General features: G+C 69.5%; 14 protein-coding genes. 7 read left to right on the top strand and 7 right to left on the bottom strand.

Annotated elements, in window-relative coordinates; translation table 11 throughout:
• Positions 1 to 31 precede the first annotated feature (31 nt).
• A complete protein-coding gene (locus tag ABNQ39_RS32890; protein ID WP_376966473.1) occupies positions 32 to 1,456 on the bottom strand; it encodes an MFS transporter in 1,425 nt (474 codons plus the stop codon).
• 243 nt (positions 1,457 to 1,699) lie between these two features.
• Between ABNQ39_RS32890 and ABNQ39_RS32885 the strand changes: the two genes are divergently transcribed.
• From ABNQ39_RS32885 to ABNQ39_RS32875, 3 genes are all read left to right on the top strand, one after another.
• The gene (locus ABNQ39_RS32885) at positions 1,700 to 2,614 is read left to right on the top strand and encodes a LysR family transcriptional regulator (RefSeq protein ID WP_376966471.1); all 915 of its coding nucleotides are present in this window, start codon (positions 1,700 to 1,702) and stop codon (positions 2,612 to 2,614) included.
• Positions 2,615 to 2,695: 81 nt separating this feature from the next.
• Positions 2,696 to 3,754 carry an L-glyceraldehyde 3-phosphate reductase gene (gene mgrA / locus ABNQ39_RS32880; RefSeq protein ID WP_376966469.1) on the top strand — a complete coding sequence of 353 codons (1,059 nt, stop codon included), beginning with the start codon at positions 2,696 to 2,698 and terminating at the stop codon, positions 3,752 to 3,754.
• 210 nt (positions 3,755 to 3,964) lie between these two features.
• A complete protein-coding gene (locus ABNQ39_RS32875; protein WP_376966466.1) occupies positions 3,965 to 4,261 on the top strand; it encodes a hypothetical protein in 297 nt (98 codons plus the stop codon).
• Between the two features lie 40 nt (positions 4,262 to 4,301).
• Here ABNQ39_RS32875 and ABNQ39_RS32870 read toward each other — a convergent pair whose 3' ends face one another.
• From ABNQ39_RS32870 to ABNQ39_RS32860, 3 genes are all read right to left on the bottom strand, one after another.
• Entirely contained in the window at positions 4,302 to 5,924 is a 1,623-nt protein-coding gene (locus tag ABNQ39_RS32870; RefSeq protein ID WP_376966464.1) for an inorganic phosphate transporter, read from the bottom strand.
• Positions 5,925 to 6,140: 216 nt separating this feature from the next.
• Complete coding sequence (locus ABNQ39_RS32865; RefSeq protein ID WP_376966462.1) at positions 6,141 to 7,256, bottom strand: NADH:flavin oxidoreductase/NADH oxidase; 1,116 nt, start codon at positions 7,254 to 7,256, stop codon at positions 6,141 to 6,143.
• 221 nt (positions 7,257 to 7,477) lie between these two features.
• Positions 7,478 to 8,566, bottom strand: coding sequence for a ParA family protein (locus ABNQ39_RS32860; RefSeq protein ID WP_376966460.1), 1,089 nt, complete (start codon positions 8,564 to 8,566; stop codon positions 7,478 to 7,480).
• Between the two features lie 268 nt (positions 8,567 to 8,834).
• Between ABNQ39_RS32860 and ABNQ39_RS32855 the strand changes: the two genes are divergently transcribed.
• The 3 genes from ABNQ39_RS32855 (at position 8,835) to mmsB (ending at position 12,708) form a co-directional block, all read left to right on the top strand.
• On the top strand, positions 8,835 to 10,334 hold the full coding sequence (locus ABNQ39_RS32855) for a CoA-acylating methylmalonate-semialdehyde dehydrogenase (protein ID WP_376966458.1): 1,500 nt from the start codon (positions 8,835 to 8,837) through the stop codon (positions 10,332 to 10,334).
• Between the two features lie 152 nt (positions 10,335 to 10,486).
• Complete coding sequence (locus ABNQ39_RS32850) at positions 10,487 to 11,632, top strand: isobutyryl-CoA dehydrogenase (RefSeq protein ID WP_376966456.1); 1,146 nt, start codon at positions 10,487 to 10,489, stop codon at positions 11,630 to 11,632.
• Positions 11,633 to 11,826: 194 nt separating this feature from the next.
• Positions 11,827 to 12,708: a 3-hydroxyisobutyrate dehydrogenase gene (gene mmsB, locus ABNQ39_RS32845; RefSeq protein WP_376966454.1), complete on the top strand. Its 882-nt coding sequence runs from the start codon at positions 11,827 to 11,829 to the stop codon at positions 12,706 to 12,708.
• A gap of 28 nt (positions 12,709 to 12,736) precedes the next feature.
• On the opposite strand, the gene ABNQ39_RS32840 is transcribed toward mmsB, so the two are convergent.
• On the bottom strand, positions 12,737 to 13,642 hold the full coding sequence (locus ABNQ39_RS32840; protein WP_376966452.1) for a LysR family transcriptional regulator: 906 nt from the start codon (positions 13,640 to 13,642) through the stop codon (positions 12,737 to 12,739).
• A 322-nt stretch (positions 13,643 to 13,964) separates the two neighbouring features.
• Here ABNQ39_RS32840 and ABNQ39_RS32835 point away from each other — a divergent pair, with 322 nt between their 5' ends.
• Positions 13,965 to 14,486, top strand: coding sequence for a hypothetical protein (locus ABNQ39_RS32835; protein ID WP_376966450.1), 522 nt, complete (start codon positions 13,965 to 13,967; stop codon positions 14,484 to 14,486).
• A 30-nt stretch (positions 14,487 to 14,516) separates the two neighbouring features.
• Here ABNQ39_RS32835 and ABNQ39_RS32830 read toward each other — a convergent pair whose 3' ends face one another.
• Both ABNQ39_RS32830 and ABNQ39_RS32825 read right to left on the bottom strand, forming a co-directional pair.
• The gene (locus ABNQ39_RS32830) at positions 14,517 to 15,272 is read right to left on the bottom strand and encodes a DUF3102 domain-containing protein (protein ID WP_376966448.1); all 756 of its coding nucleotides are present in this window, start codon (positions 15,270 to 15,272) and stop codon (positions 14,517 to 14,519) included.
• Between the two features lie 20 nt (positions 15,273 to 15,292).
• Entirely contained in the window at positions 15,293 to 16,045 is a 753-nt protein-coding gene (locus ABNQ39_RS32825; protein WP_376966446.1) for a ParA family protein, read from the bottom strand.
• Positions 16,046 to 16,086: the final 41 nt, after the last annotated feature.

Raw genomic sequence — 16,086 nt, 5'->3', positions numbered from 1 at the left:
GGGCGCAATCGCGCTGCGCCAGGCCCAACCTTCACCGCCGCCCCGCCGTCCGGACGGCGAGGACGAGCGCCACGGCGATCAGCCCGGCCGCGACGGCGAAGGTCGTCCGGGTGCCCGCCGCGACGGCCTCCGGCGCCGCGACGGCGACCTCCGTCCCCACCCCCAGCGTGAAGAGTGTCCCCATCACCGAGGCGCCGGTGATCAGCCCCAGATTGCGCGACAGGTTCAGCACCCCCGACACCACGCCGCGGCGGTCCTTCTCCACATCCGCCATCACCGCCGTGTTGTTGGCGGTCTGGAACAGCGCATAGCCGGCGGTGACGACGACGAGCGGCCCGACATAGCCGGCCACGCCCAACGTCGCCGGCAGCAGCGCCAGCAGCACGCAGCCGCCCGTCGTGGCACCCAGCCCCAGGATGGTCATGCGCGCCGCGCCGAAGCGGTCGACGACCCGTCCGGCCGGCACGCCGGTCAGCGCCGACACCAGCGGACCGGCCGACATGGCGAGACCGACCATACCGGTCTCCAGCCCCAGGGCACGGGCGAGATGGAACGGTCCCACCACCAGGGTCGCCATCAGCACCGTCGCCACCAGCATGCTCATCGTCAGGCGCCCGCGCAGCGTCCGGTCGCGCAGCATCTCCAGCCGCAGCAGCGGCGACGCCGTCCGCGACTCCACCGCCAGGAACAGCCCGGCCCCGCCGGCCGCCGCCAGCACAAGCGTCAGGTCGGACCAGCCGAAGCCGCCCCGACCGCCGGTCATCGCCAGCGCATAAGTCCCCAGCGTCAGGGCCAGGATCAGCGTGCCGGGAAAATCGAAGCTCCCCCGCCCTGCTCCGCCTGCAGTCTCCACCCCCCGGTCGGCCGGCAGGCAGCGCCGCACCAGCAGGAAGGCCGCGACGCCCGGCGGCACGGTGACCAGGAAGATCGCCGGCCAGCCGAAGGCCGCGATCAGCAGGCCGCCCAGCGTCGGGCCGAGCGCGGTGCCGACCGCCGATGTCGTTCCCATCAGCCCCATCGCCCGGCCGATCCGCTCCTTCGGCACGGCATCGCCGACGAAGGCGGTGGCGAGCGCCATCATCGCGGCGGCCCCCAGCCCCTGCACCGCCCGCGCGGCCACCAGCATCCACAGGCCGGACGCGGCGGCGGAGGCGGCGGAGCCCGCCGTGAACAGGGCGATCCCGGCCAGCAGCAGGCGCCGCCGCCCGACGATGTCGCCCAGCCGCCCGACCCCGACGATCAGCGTGGTGATCGCCAGCAGATAGGCCAGCACCACCCACTGCACCTCGCGGAACGGCACGTCGAACGCCAGCGCCAGTGCCGGCAATCCGACATTGGCGATGCTGATGCCGAGCGAGGACAGCAGCATCGCCAGCGCCAGTCCCGCCAATCCCCCCTGCGCGACCAGCCCTCGCGCCGTCCCGCCCGCCGCCTGCTCCGCAACCGCTTCCCTCATGACGCCTCTCCTTCCCGAATGACAGGCATCCAGGCTAGGGCGCGGGGTGACAGGGCGGAACGCGCAGCATCCGCACTGTATTCGTGCATTGGGCGCCATGTCCCGGCAGCGGCGGCGGCCGGCCCGTGCTATAGCGTCGTGCGTTTGCTGTGAAACGCACGACGCTATAGCTTTATGTTTGGCGATCGGATTTACGCTTCAAATCGAGTCCGATTTTACGCGATCCGATCTAGGCTCCGCTGCATGACCGCACCCGACCTCAACATGCTCGTCACCCTGGACGCCCTGCTGGCGGAGGGCAGCGTCGCCGGTGCGGCGCGCCGGCTGCGGCTCAGCCCGTCGGCGATGAGCCGGGCGCTGGCGCGGCTGCGCGAGGCGACCGGCGACCCGCTGCTGGTCCGGGCCGGGCGCGGCCTCGTCCCCACGCCGCGCGCGCTCGACCTGCGCGACCGCGTCCGCCTGCTGGTGCAGGAGGCGGAGGCCGCCCTGCGCCCGGCCGAAAATCTCGACATCGCCCGGCTGGCCCGCACCTTCACCCTGCGGACCAGCGATGGCTTCGTCGAAAGCTATGGCGCGGCCCTGCTCACCCTGGTCGCCGCCGAGGCGCCCGGCGTCCGCATCCGCTTTCTGCCCAAGCCGGACAAGGACAGCGGCCCGCTCCGCGACGGCTCGGTCGATCTGGAGACCGGCGTGGTCTCCGCCGGCAGCGGGCCGGAACTGCGCACCCAGGCGCTGTTCCACGACCGCTTCATCGGCGTCGTCCGCCCCGGTCATCCGCTGGCCGCGGGCGAAATCACCGCCGCCCGTTATGCCGCCGGCCGCCATGTGCTGGTGTCGCGGCGCGGCGATGACCGCGGGTTGGTGGACGAGGCGCTGGAGCGGCTCGGGCTTCGGCGCGACGTGGTCGCCACGGTCGGCGGCTTCGCCGCGGCGCTGACGCTGGTGCGCGGCACCGACCTGATCGTCAGCGTCCCCGAACGGCACACCGAGGGGCTGCGCGCCGGCCTCCACGGCTTCGCCCTGCCCTTCCCCGCCCCGGAGGTGACGGTTTCCCTGATCTGGCACCCCCGCCTCGACGCCGACCCGGCCCACCGCTGGCTGCGCGGCTGCGTGCGCAAGGTCTGCGCCTCGCCATCCGGGCCGGAAAGCCGTGAGTGATATGACCGGCGGCGCCATTGCGCACCGGCGCACCGCCGCCCTATGCTGATATATCACTAAAAATCACATCGGGAGTTCGCCATGCAGCCGCCCTACCTCGCCGCCGACCAGCGCTATGGCAGCATGAGCTACCGCCGCACCGGCCGCAGCGGACTCGACCTGCCGGCCATTTCGCTGGGGCTCTGGCAGAATTTCGGCGGCACCGACGTGTTCGCCACCGGGCGCGCCGTGCTGCGCCGGGCCTTCGACCGCGGCGTCACCCATTTCGACCTCGCCAACAATTACGGCCCGCCGCCGGGCTCGGCGGAGGAGAATTTCGGCCGCATCCTCGCCACCGATTTCCGCCCCTACCGCGACGAGATGGTCATCTCGACCAAGGCCGGCTACGAGATGTGGCCCGGCCCCTACGGCAATTGGGGCTCCCGCAAATATCTGGTCTCCAGCCTGGACCAGAGCCTGACGCGGATGGGCCTGGACTACGTCGACATATTCTATTCGCACCGCGTCGATCCGCGCACCCCGCTGGAGGAGACGATGGGGGCGCTCGACCACATCGTCCGCCAGGGCAAGGCGCTCTATGTCGGCATCTCCTCCTACTCGCCGGAGATGACGCGGCGGGCGGTGGGCATCCTGAAGCAGCTGGGCACCCCCTGCCTGATCCACCAGCCCTCCTACTCGATGCTGAACCGCTGGGTGGAGGGCGGCCTGCTCGACACGCTGGAGGATCTCGGCATGGGCTGCATCGCCTTCTCGCCGATGGCCCAGGGCATGCTGACCAACAAGTACCTCGGCGGGAATACTCAGAACGGGCTGCCCACCGACGCCCGCGCCGCCAAGGGCGGCAGCCTGCGCGCCAATTTCCTGTCGCCGGAGAATCTGGAGCGCATCCGCGCGCTCGACGCCATCGCCAAGCGGCGCGGCCAGACGCTGGCGCAGATGGCCATCGCCTGGGTCCTGCGCGACCCGCGCGTCACCTCCGCCCTGATCGGCGCGCGCAACGTCGACCAGCTCGACAACTCGCTCGACGCGCTGAACAGCCTGTCCTTCAGCCCGGAGGAGCTGGCGGAGATCGACACCCACGCCGTCGCCGACGCTGGCATCAACCTGTGGAGCGCCTCCTCCGCAGCCGAAGCGGGCTGAGCGCACGGGGAGCGGCCGGGAGAAAGCGGCCTGCGGGGAAACCCTCGGGCCGCCACCCCTTTTGCCTCCCCTTTTAGTCCTTCCGGGGCGGTGGTCGGTTCGCCGAAGCGTAACAGAGATCTGAGAGTCTTTTTCCGACCGCCCCGTCTTCGCCGGCCGATGGTTCACGGCGAAGCGGCGGTACAGGTTGCTCAAGATCGAGGACGCCCCATGAACACGCTCTTCCCGGCCCTGGCCGCCGCCGGCATCGTCCTGTCCACCGCCGCCGCGGCCCAGCCGGCCGCCACCGACCTTGCCCAACGCTTTCCCCTGCTGCTCAACGAGGCCCGGAGCAAGGTTCCTTCGACGTCGGAGGTCGGCACCATCAGCACCACCCTGTCCGCCGCCGAATGGTACTGGAGCCGGGGTGATCGGGCGCAGGCCGTCAGTTATTTGAATTTCGCCCGCGGCCGGTTGGGCCTGAGCCTTGTTCCGCCGGCCGCCCCGGCCGGCCCCGCGACGCCCTGAGGCCAGCGGGGAGACCGGCGGGACGCGCGCCGGCCAGGGTTCAGAACAGGTGCCGCAGCAGGTAGTACAGCAGGCCGGCCAGCGTGATGGCGGCCGGCAGGGTCAGCACCCAGGCCATCGCCATGTTGCGCACCGTGCTCCATTGCAGGCCGGAGCCGTTCGCCGCCATGGTGCCGGCGACGCCGCTCGACAGGATGTGGGTGGTCGACACCGGCAGGCCGTAGATCTCCGCCAGCCCGATGGTGCCGGCGGCGACGATCTCCGCCGAAGCGCCCTGGGCATAGGCCAGATGCTGCTTGCCGATCCGCTCGCCGACGGTGACGACGATGCGGCGCCAGCCGACCATGGTGCCGAGCCCGAGCGCCACCGCGACCGAGAACTTCACCCAGTCGGGAATGAAGCGGGTGCCGGCGTTCAGCGCCTCCTGATAGGATTTCAGCGTCTTGGCCTCTTCGTCGGGCAGGCTGGCGCCGGCCTTCGGCAGCAGGCGGACGGCATCGGCGGCCAGATACATGTCGTTGCGCATGTTGGACGTCGCCTCGGCCGGCACATGCTTGATGGCGCCGTAGCTTTGCACGCCCTGGGCGATGTCGGCGGACAGCACGGCGAGCGCGCCATAGACCTCCGGCCGGTTCAGCTCCTTGGTCCGCAGGGCGTCGCCGACCATCCGCCTCGCCTCCTCCGCCGATGCCGGCTGGCGTCCGTCCGCGTGCGAGCGCAGGATCGCTTCGGCGCGGTGGGTGGTCTCGATGAAGGCGGGGGTGGTGCTGTCGGGCATGGTGCGGTTCAGCGCATAGGCGGTGGGCACCGCGCCGATCAGGATCAGCATGATCAGCCCCATGCCCTTCTGGCCGTCGTTGCCGCCATGGGCGAAGGACACGGCGGTGCAGGTCAGGATCAGCAGCCCGCGGATCCACAGCGGCGGCGGGCGGCTGGGATCGGCCGGTTCGAACAGGCGCCGGTTCCTCACCGCGCGCTTCAGGACCAGCAGCAGTATCGCGGCCAGCACGAAGCCCATCACCGGGCTGAACAGCAGGGCCTGGAGAACACCGAAGGCCTGTCCCCACTCCACGCCGGAGGTCGCCTGGCCCTCCGGCGCCATCAGCTGGTTGGCGAGGCCGACCCCAATGACCGAGCCGATCAGGGCATGGGACGAGCTGTTGGGCAGCCCGAGCGCCCAGGTTCCCAGGTTCCAGATGATGGCGGCGATCAGCAGGGCGAAGATCATGGCATAGCCGGCGCTGCTGCCGACCTGAAGGATCAGTTCCACCGGCAGCAGGGTGATGACGCTGTAGGCCACCGCCCCCGATGACAGCAGCACGCCCAGGAAGTTGAAGGCGCCGGACCATAGCACCGCCAGCACCGGCGGCATGCTGTGGGTGTAGATGACGGTGGCCACCGCATTGGCGGTGTCGTGGAAGCCGTTGACGAACTCGAAGCCCAGCGCGATCAGCAGCGCCAGACCGAGAAGCAGGAAAGCTCCCGTCGCCAGCGGCGGCTGGTCGACCCGCTGCAGGTCGGTGACGAAGCCATGGACCGCATAGCCGAGACCGGCGGCCAACACGACGAGGAACGCCACCGGCAGGGCGGAGTGCGGCTTCTGGTGAAGATTGGGACCGCGAACCGGCGGCGAAGCGCCAGACGGCAGTGTGGTGTCCGACATGGTCGTGCTCGCTGTTCGAGAGGGTCAGATCGCGGCACCGGAACCGCCCGGATGCGGTCCGCGGCACGGCCATCGCTTAACCCGCCGAACACGGGACGGTTGCCGCCGTCACCAAATCTTCACCGAACATTCACCGAGCATCGCATGTGGCGATAATCGCCCTCTCCCGGGACGGGAGAGGGCTCCTGTGCGTTCACACCGCGAAGTCGCTCGGCCTCAGTCCGCCGTGACGGTGTCGGTGGCGCGATAGCGCTCCAGCCAGTGGGCGTAGGGCGCCGGCAGCACCCAGGACGGACGCTCGACGCCCAGCTCCTTGGCGGCGCGGTAGGGATAATGCGGGTTGGCGAGATGGGCGCGGCCGACCATCACCAGATCGAGCTGCCCGTCGGCGACGGTGCGGTCGGCGATCTTCGGCGCGTCGATGCCCCAGGCCGCCGCCACCGGCAACTCCGCCTCGCGCCGCACCCGCTCCGCCACCGGCGCCAGGAAGGCCGGCCCCCACGGCACCTGCGCGTCGGGGGTGGAGAAGCTGACGCTGACGCTCAGCAGGTCGAGCCCGCCGGCGCGGAAGTTGCGGGCGAGTTCGATCGACTCGGCCAGCGTCTGCTCATCGCGCCCGTCATACTCGATCACGCCGAAGCGGGCGGTCAGCGGCAGGTTTTCCGGCCACACCTCGCGCACCGCCGCCAGCGTCTCCAGCAGGAAGCGGCTGCGCCCGACAAGGTCGCCGCCATACTGGTCGGTGCGCGTGTTGGCATGGACCGAGAAGAAGCTCTGCCCCAGATAGCCATGGGCGAAATGCAGCTCCAGCCACTTGAAGCCGGCATCGCGGGCGCGGACGGCGGCGGCCACGAAATCGGCGCGGACGCGGGCGATGTCGTCCAGCGTCATCGCCTTCGGCACCTTGGGCAGGTGATGGCCGAAGGGCACCGCCGACGGTGAAATCGTGTCCCAGCCGCGCGGATCGCCCTCGGCGATGTGGTCGTCGCCTTCCCACGGGCGGTTGGCGCTGGCCTTGCGGCCGGCATGGCCGATCTGGATGCCGGGGACGGCACCGGCGGCGGCGATGGAGGCGGCGATGCGCGCCATCCCTTCCGCCTGGGCGTCGGTCCACAGCCCGGTGCAGCCCGGCGTGATGCGGCCTTCCGGCGACACCGCCGTCGCCTCGACGATCACCAGACCGGCGCCGCCGCGGGCAAGGCCGGGATAATGGGCGAGATGCCAGTCGTTGACGACGCCGTCGACGGCGCTGTACTGGCACATTGGCGGAACCGCGATGCGGTTGCGCAGGGTGACGTCCTTCAGCGTGAAGGGCGTGAACAGAGCGGACATGCGAATTCCCGTCTCGATCTAATCGGTGGCGGCGGGAGCCAAGGGAGAAGGAAGACCAGGCGTCTGCCCTGCCCCGCCGCGGATCGGCGAGATGTATGTCACGCCCCGCTCCAGACCAACCCGTCCGGCCGCCAAACGCCCTCCGGTCGCCGCATGGCTGCGCATAGCGCTGCGCAGGCGCCCAACAGGCGCTTAGCCGGCGGTCTGGCGGGAAAAGCGCCTCAGCCCCCCAGCCCAAGCAGCCTGCCCAGGATCGGCTGCCCGATGGCCGCCCCCAGCGCGAAGCCGCCGATCAGCCCGATCGCCAGCCCGACGATGCCGGCCCCCATCCCGCCGCGGCCGGAGGACTGCGCCCGCTCCGCCTGCCGCCCGCCATTGCCAGCACTGCCGCCGGGCTCGTCGCCCTCGTCGATGGAGGACGCACGCCGCGCGCTGTAGGAGGTGTCGGTCGCCTCGTGCCAGGAGTGGATGCGCTCCAGCGCCGGCTTCAGCTGGGATTCGTCGGGAGCGGCGCCACGGCCATGGACGATCTCCCAGGCCAGCGCCGCGAAGCGGCTGGTCGTCCGCCCTTCCGGCGTGAAGATCGCCGCCGGCATACGGCGGTATGTCGCCTTCACCACATCCACGTCATAGGGGAAAGCGGTGCGGAACATCTGTTCGGGGAACTCGTTGCGCAGCTGCGTCAGCGATTCGCGCCCGACCTCGTCGTTGGTGATCGACAGCATCAGGATGCCGGCCAGCGTCAGGCTGGGGTTCAGCCCGTTCTGGATATGCTCCACCACCTGCAAGGTGCGCCGCAGCCCGTCCAGCGCATAGCGGCCGGGGAAGACCGGCACGATCAGCCGGTCCGACGCCGCCAGCGCGCCGGCCGCCAGATGGCCCAGCGCCGGCGGGCAGTCGATGACGACATAGTCCGGCGGGTTGCGCGAGAAATGCAGCGCCTTGCGCAGGCCCCGCTGCGAGCCGCCGCGGCTGTCCAGCGCATGCTCCAGCGAGTAGAGCTTGCGCGCGCCGACGATCATCGACAGCCCGTCGAAGGCGGTCGGGGTGATGGCGTCCTCGACGAAGGTTTCCTTGCGCAGCAGGTCGTTGATGCCGACCTTGGCCTTGTCGCGCAGCAGGAAGTTGCTGGTGGCGCTGCTCTGCGGGTCGAAATCGATCAGCACGACGCTCTTGCCCAGCGCCGCCAGCGCGAGCGCGAGGTTCACCGAGGTGGTCGTTTTGCCGACGCCGCCCTTCTGATTGTAGACCGACAGGATGGTCGGCTGCCGTGTCTCCGGCGTGTCGAAGACGTCTTCGTGGCTGGTCATGTCCATTCCGCTTCGCCGTTTCTGCGGCAATCCCCGCACGGCCCGGATCGGATTCCGGTCCGGACTGCGCGGGCGCACTATAAGCGGTGGGGTTTCAACTCTCCACACACCTTTGGGGACAGGTCGGACGGACGTGGAAACGGCGCTCCCGGCCATCCTGCACACCCCTTGCCGCATTCCTGCACAACCGATGCGCAAAGTTTCGGGTCGATCCGCATGGCCGCTCAGGTCCACATGGTGACAAACAATCCTGAGGGAGGACAATAGGATGATCACCGAACTTCAGCACCTGATCGGCGGCAAGCTGGTTTCCGGCACGTCGGGGCGGTTCGCCGACGTCTACTCCCCGATGACCGGCGAGGTGCGCGCCCGCGTGCCGCTGGCGAGCGTCGAGGAGATGCGCGCCGCGGTCGAGAACGCCAAGCAGGCGCAGCGCGGCTGGGCCGCCACCAACCCGCAACGCCGCGCCCGCGTGCTGATGCGCTTCCTCGACCTCGTCCAGCGCGATTACGACGAGCTGGCGCTGCTGCTGTCGCTGGAGCATGGCAAGACCATCGTCGACGCCAAGGGCGACATCCAGCGCGGTCTGGAGGTGGTGGAGTTCGCCTGCGGCATCCCGCACCTGCTGAAGGGTGAGTTCACCGACGGCGCCGGCCCCGGCATCGACATCTATTCGATGCGCCAGCCGCTGGGCGTCGTCGCCGGCATCACGCCGTTCAACTTCCCGGCCATGATCCCGATGTGGAAGTTCGCCCCGGCCATCGCCTGCGGCAACGCCTTCATCCTGAAGCCGTCGGAGCGCACGCCGGGCGTGCCGGTCAAGCTGGCTGAGCTCATGTTGGAAGCCGGCCTGCCGGCGGGCATCCTGAATGTCGTCCATGGCGACAAGGTGGCGGTGGACGCCATCCTCGACGACCGCGACATCAAGGCGGTGGGCTTCGTCGGCTCCACCCCGATCGCCGAATACATCTACAACCGCGGCTGTGCGGCCGGTAAGCGCGTGCAGTGCTTCGGCGGCGCCAAGAACCACGCGCTGGTGATGCCGGACGCCGACCTCGACCAGGCGACCGACGCGCTGATCGGCGCCGGCTTCGGTGCGGCGGGCGAGCGCTGCATGGCGATCTCCGTCGTCGTGCCCGTTGGCAAGAAGACCGCCGACGCCCTGATGGACCGCCTGATCCCGCGGGTGGAAAGCCTGAAGGTCGGCCCCTCGACCGACAGCAGCGCCGATTTCGGCCCGCTGGTGACCGCCGAGCATCTGGAGCGGGTGAAGTCCTACGTCGATCTCGGCGTCAAGGAAGGCGCCAAGCTGGCGGTCGATGGCCGCGAGTTCAAGATGCAGGGCTACGAGAACGGCTTCTACATGGGCGGCTGCCTGTTCGACGAGGTGAAGCCGGACATGCGCATCTACAAGGAGGAGATCTTCGGCCCGGTCCTCTCCGTCGTCCGCGCCGACTCTTACGAAGAAGCGCTGTCGCTGCCGAACGACCACGAGTACGGCAACGGCGTCGCCATCTTCACCCGCGACGGCGACGCCGCCCGCGACTTCGCCAGCCGTGTCGATGTCGGCATGGTCGGCATCAACGTTCCGATCCCGGTTCCGCTCGCCTACTACACCTTCGGCGGCTGGAAGCGGTCGGGCTTCGGCGATCTGAACCAGCACGGCCCCGACGCGGTGCGCTTCTACACCAAGACCAAGACCGTCACCTCCCGCTGGCCCTCGGGCGTCAAGGAAGGCGCCAGCTTCGTCATCCCGACCATGGAGTGATGGGTTAAGCATATTATCCCCTCTCCCCCCCGGGGAGAGGGTTAGGGTGAGGGGGACGCGCGGCGAGGATTCTCGGAAAATCCATCCTGTGCATCCCCCTCACCCCGACCCTCTCCCCGGGGGGGAGAGGGAGATTTGGAGGGAGGTGACGCATGTCCTTTGAACTGACCGAAGACCAGGTCGCCATCCGTGACATGGCGCTGTCCTTCGCCCGCGAGGAGCTGGCGCCGAACGCCGTCGAATGGGACCAGAAGAAGCATTTCCCCGTCGACACCCTGCGCGCCGCCGGCGAACTCGGCATGGGCGGCATCTATGTGTCGGAGGACCATGGCGGCTCGGCGCTCAGCCGCTTCGACGCCGTGGTGATCTTCGAGGCGCTGAGCCAGGGCTGCCCGACCATCGCTTCCTACATCTCCATCCACAACATGGTGGCGGGGATGGTGGACAATTTCGGCAGCGACGAGCAGAAGGCCCATTGGCTGCCCAAGCTCTCCCGCATGGAATGGCTCGCCAGCTATTGCCTGACCGAGGCCAACGCCGGTTCCGACGCCGCGGCCTTGCGGACCAAAGCCGTGCGCGACGGCGACAGTTACGTCCTGAACGGCGCCAAGCAGTTCATTTCCGGCGCCGGCAGCTCCGATCTCTACCTCGTCATGGCCCGCACCGGCGAGGACGGCCCTGGCGGCATCAGTGCCTTCCTGGTGCCCAGGGACACCCCTGGCCTGTCCTTTGGCGCCAACGAGCACAAGATGGGCTGGAACGCCCAGCCGACCCGCGCCGTCATCCTGGAGGACGCCCGCATCCCGGCATCCGCCTTGCTGGGGCAGGAGGGGATGGGCTTCAAGTTCGCCATGAAGGGTCTGGACGGCGGCCGGATCAACATCGCCGCCTGCTCCATCGGCGGCGCCCAGGCGGCGCTGGACAAGGCGCTGACCTACATGAGCGAGCGCAAGGCCTTCGGCCAGACGCTCGACCGCTTCCAGGCGCTGCAGTTCCGCATCGCCGACATGGCGACGGAGCTTGAGGCCGCCCGCACCTTCGTCCACCGCGCCGCCTCGGCGCTGGATGCGAAGAGCCAGGACGCCACACGCCTGTGTGCGATGGCGAAGCGTTTCGCCACCGACACCGGCTTCGAGGTGGCGAACAACGCGCTCCAGCTGTTCGGCGGCTACGGCTATCTGGCCGATTACGGCGTGGAGAAGATCGTCCGCGACCTGCGGGTCCACCAGATCCTGGAAGGCACCAACGAGATCATGCGCCTGATCGTCTCGCGCAGCGAAATCGGGCGGATGGCCTGACCGACACGACCCTTAGTCCCCTCTCCCCCCCGGGGAGAGGGTTAGGGTGAGGGGGTCGCGCGGCGAGGATCTTCAAGAAGCGCGCACCTTCACACCCTGATAAATCCAGCATGTGCATCCCCCTCACCCCGACCCTCTCCCCGGGGGGGAGAGGGGGAAGCACCATAAAAACCAAACCAACGGGAGACGCGACGATGGCGGTGATCGGTTTCATCGGATTGGGCAACATGGGCGGCCCGATGGCCGCGAACCTCGTGAAGGCGGGGCATCAGGTGGTGGGCTACGACCTCGTGCCCGCCGCCATCGAGGCGGCCAAGGCAGCCGGCGTCACCATCGGCCAGTCGCCCGCCGCCATCGCCGCGGCGGCCGAAGTGGTCATCACCATGCTGCCGGGCGGCCGCCACGTGCTGGGCGTCTATGGCGACATCGCGCCGCTGGCCCGGCCGGGCGCGCTGCTGATCGACTGCTCCACCATCGACGTGGACTCCGCCCGAAAGGCGCATGCGCTTGCCGCCGACAAAGGCGCCGCCTCGCTCGACGCGCCGGTGTCGGGCGGCGTCGGCGGTGCCGCCGCCGGCACCCTGACCTTCATGGCCGGCGGCGAGGCGGACGCCTTCGAGCGCGCCCGTCCGATCCTGGAGGCCATGGGCAAGAAGATCGTCCATTGCGGCGGCGCCGGTGCCGGCCAAGCGGCGAAGATCTGCAACAACATGATCCTCGGCATCTCGATGATCGGCGTCTGCGAGGCCTTCGTGCTGGCGGAGAAGCTCGGCCTGTCGCATCAGGCGCTGTTCGACGTGTCCTCGACCTCGTCGGGCCAGTGCTGGTCACTGACCAGCTACTGCCCGGTCCCCGGTCCGGTCCCCGCCAGCCCGGCCAACCGCGATTACCAGCCCGGCTTCGCGGCGGCCCTGATGCTGAAGGACCTGAAGCTGGCCCAGGAAGCGGCGCAAAGTGCCGGTGCTCCCACCCCGCTGGGCGCCGCGGCGGCGCAGCTCTACGCCATGATGAACGCGCAAGGCGAGGGCGGCGCCGACTTCTCCGGCATCATCCGCATGCTGCGCGGCGAAGGCTGACCCACGCGGTAAATCAGGATGCGGTAAATCAACTGGCCGGCGGGGGCAGGAACAGCGCCTGCTCCCGCCGCACCAGATCGGCGATGTAGTCGGCGGTCATCGAAATCCGCGCCAGCGAGCGCAGATCCTCGTGCACGATCAGCCAGAAGGACCGGGTGATCGTCAGCTCGTCGGGCAGCACCGGCACCAGATCCGGCTCGCCGGCCGCGATGAAGGCGGGCAGCATGCACAGGCCGGCCCCGGCCAGCGTCGCCTTCAGCTGGGCGACGAGGCTGCTGCTCTTGATCCGCGGCGCCACCTCGCCGATGGTCTCGACATAGTCCAGTTCCGGCGCGAAGATCAAATCGTCGATATAGCCGATGAAGGAATGGCCGCGCAGGTCGCCGCGGCTGCGGATCGTCGGTCTTGCCTCCAGATAGGCGGCGGTCCCGTACAGCCCCAGCCGGTAATCGGTCAGCTTCCGCGCGAACAGCCGCCCTTCCTGCGGGCGCGACAGGCTGATGGCGATGTCGGCCTCGCGCTTGGACAGGCTGAAGACGCGCGGCATGGCGACCAGCTGCACCTCCAGTTCCGGATGGCGTTCGCACAAGGCGCCGATGCGCGGCGCCAGGAAACAGCTGCCGAAGCCGTCCGGCGCCCCGATCCGCACCGCACCGGCGAGCGCCAGATCGCCGTCGGCCACCATGCCCTGGGCCAGCAGGGCGGCACTCTCCATCACCTCCGCCGTCTGCTTCAACCGCTCGCCCTGCGGCGTCAGGGTAAAGCCGCTGGGCCGCCGTTCGAACAGGGTGACGCGCAACGCGTCCTCCAGCGCGGTGATGCGGCGGCTGACCGTGGTGTGGTCGGCGCGCAGCCGCTGAGCCGCCGTGGTCAGCGTGCCGGCCCGGGCCACCGCCAGGAAAAAGCGCAGGTCGTTCCAGTTGAAATCGGCCATGTCCGCCGGCGCGCCGTCCGTTCTTGCAGGGTGAATGAGCGGCCGGACTCTCCCATCAAGCCGCCCGCCTGACAAGAGCGCCAACCCGCCCCTGCGACAACGCCGCGCACGGGGGCCATCCCCTGAGTCGCACGCCAATGGGAGATGTACGGCCGAAAGAGCCTGATCCGAAGGGGTACCGCATCTTCCGGGGCAGCGCCCCCATTTCGTGCGGACGAACAGGCGCTCTCTTGCGTTTATCTGTTAAGCGACGCGGATGCGACGGCCGAGAGGATGCAGGATGCCGGGCGAAGGCCGGACGGTAAGAGGCAGCGGAGCGGTGATGGCGGCGGCACTTGCGGCCCTGCTCGCCATGCCTGCGGCAGTCCCAGCCGCGGCGGAACCGCTGCTGTCGGCACCGGAGGTCCAGGAGGTCCACCAGCAGTCCGCCGCCCCCCTGCCCTCCCCCGCCCCGTCGAAGCCGCAGACGGACGCCTTCGACTGCTGGCTGCTCGATCCGGGCCGCCTGGAGCAGGCCTCCGACCGCGGACTGTGCGGCGATGCCTTCGCCCGCGCGCCCGAAACCGCGGCGCTGCCGGAGGCCCCTCCCCCGCCGCTGGTCACGCCGTCACGCAAGCCGAAAGCCCCGGACCGCCGCGCCCGCAGCAGCGGCCGCAGCTTTGGCGGCCCGGAAAGCCACAGCATGGCCGGTTCGTCCGCGCGGGCGTCGCGCGGCGGCGACGGCGACTTCTTCAGCAATTTCCAGCGGGATTTCCGGTCCCTGACCAACCTGCTGGGCAGCGGCAGCCCGCCGTCGCGCCGCAGCGACGACAGCCCCGCCTCCCACACCTCGCACAACCACTGAAAACCGGATTTACGGGCTGATCAGCCCGCTTTACCGCCGGTCGTCCTCGGCTTCCGCCCCGATATCCTCCGCCTCCACATCGATGGTGACGCCGGCCCGGCCGGAGCGGACATGATCGTCATGCTCCGGGTCGATGCCATGGTCGCGCCGCAGCTCGTCGCGGATTTCCGCCATGCGGACGCGCAGCCGGGCATAGTCCGCCAGCAGCTGCCGGCGCCGGTCGTTCGGCGTCACGTCCTTCGGCGGGCGCAGCGAGCGCTTGAAGTCGATCAACTGGCGGCGGGTCACGTCGGGACGGATCAGCCCCTGCGCCTTGGCGCGTTCCAGCTCGTCCGGCGTCATGGTGACGATCTGGTAGGCGACGCTTTCCGCCCCCGGCAGAACGTCCAGCGACAGCCGGCCGGTGTCCACCGCCTCCGCCACCGCGCGGAAGCGGAAGGCGGTCTCGACCGAGAACGGCATGTCGCTCTCGATCATCGCCTCGAAGTCGCCGTGCGGCAGGATTTCCTTGGCGCGGTTCAGGTACCGGCCGATCGACAGGAACTCCTTGCGGCTGCGGTTCCAGTGATAGCGGATTTCCTGGGCGAATTCCTGCCGGGTGTGGCAGGGCACGATAGCATCGCTGATGTCCGACGCCCGGCGGTCCGCCTTCGACGGCGCCACGGCGGCCCCCGACCGCCCCCCACCATGCACTGGGGTAGACGCTACCTCGGTCTTGGCATCCGGCGGCGGGGCGGCCTTGCCCTGCTCCGCCACCTTCTTCATGAAGGACTTCACGTTGGCCATGTTCAAATCCCCCCTGGGGTTCAGATCCCCAGCTCGTGCCGGATGAAGTACCAGGCGCCCAGGCATTCGTCGGCGCCATTCACCGCGCCGACATCGACGATGGAGCAGCCGACATCGTCGACCCGGTGCATGTCCTCGATGTCCGGCACCTCGTGCGGCACCAGCCGGCCAACCCGGCCCAGCTCCAGCTTCGCCTCGCGCAGGCTGACCGACCGGCGCTTGACCCGGTTCAGCAGGAAGGCGGCGGGGCGGCCATAGTCGCGCAGGAACTCCATCCAGGGGATGACGCTCATCTTGTCGAAGCGGCCGACCCCGGTCGGCACCAGCACCAGATCGGCGCGGCGCAGCAGGATCTTGGTCGCCTCCGGATACAGCTCCACCGACGGCGGCGTGTCGACGAAGACCACGTCGTAGCGGCTGGGATCGATCTGGGCGAGCGCCGCCTCGATGTCGTCCAGCGTCCCTTCGTAATGGTCGATGGACGCGACATCGTGCGGACGGCGCAGCTCGTGCCACTGGCCCAGCGTGCGCTGCGGATCGAAATCCAGCGTCGCCACCCGCATGCCGTCCTTGGCCGCGGCCACGGCGGTGTTCTTGCAGCTGGTGGTCTTGCCGGTCCCGCCCTTCGGCGCACTGTACACCACCCAGCGCGCGGGCAGCGGCGCAGCCTTGTTTACCGTACCGTCAGCGCCCTGGGTTGCCGACCTGCCGGTTGATTTACCTGTGGATTTGCCCGCGGATTTCCTTGTGGCGACGGCGGTCGGATCGGCCATCTGTTCCCCCTGCATCGCGTGCCAGTCGTCTGATGGCCTTC

This window comes from Azospirillum sp. A26 (assembly GCF_042604635.1).
Lineage (GTDB): Bacteria > Pseudomonadota > Alphaproteobacteria > Azospirillales > Azospirillaceae > Azospirillum > Azospirillum palustre.
Note: the sequence above shows the minus strand (reverse complement) of the source record. Positions and strands in the feature narration are given on the sequence as shown.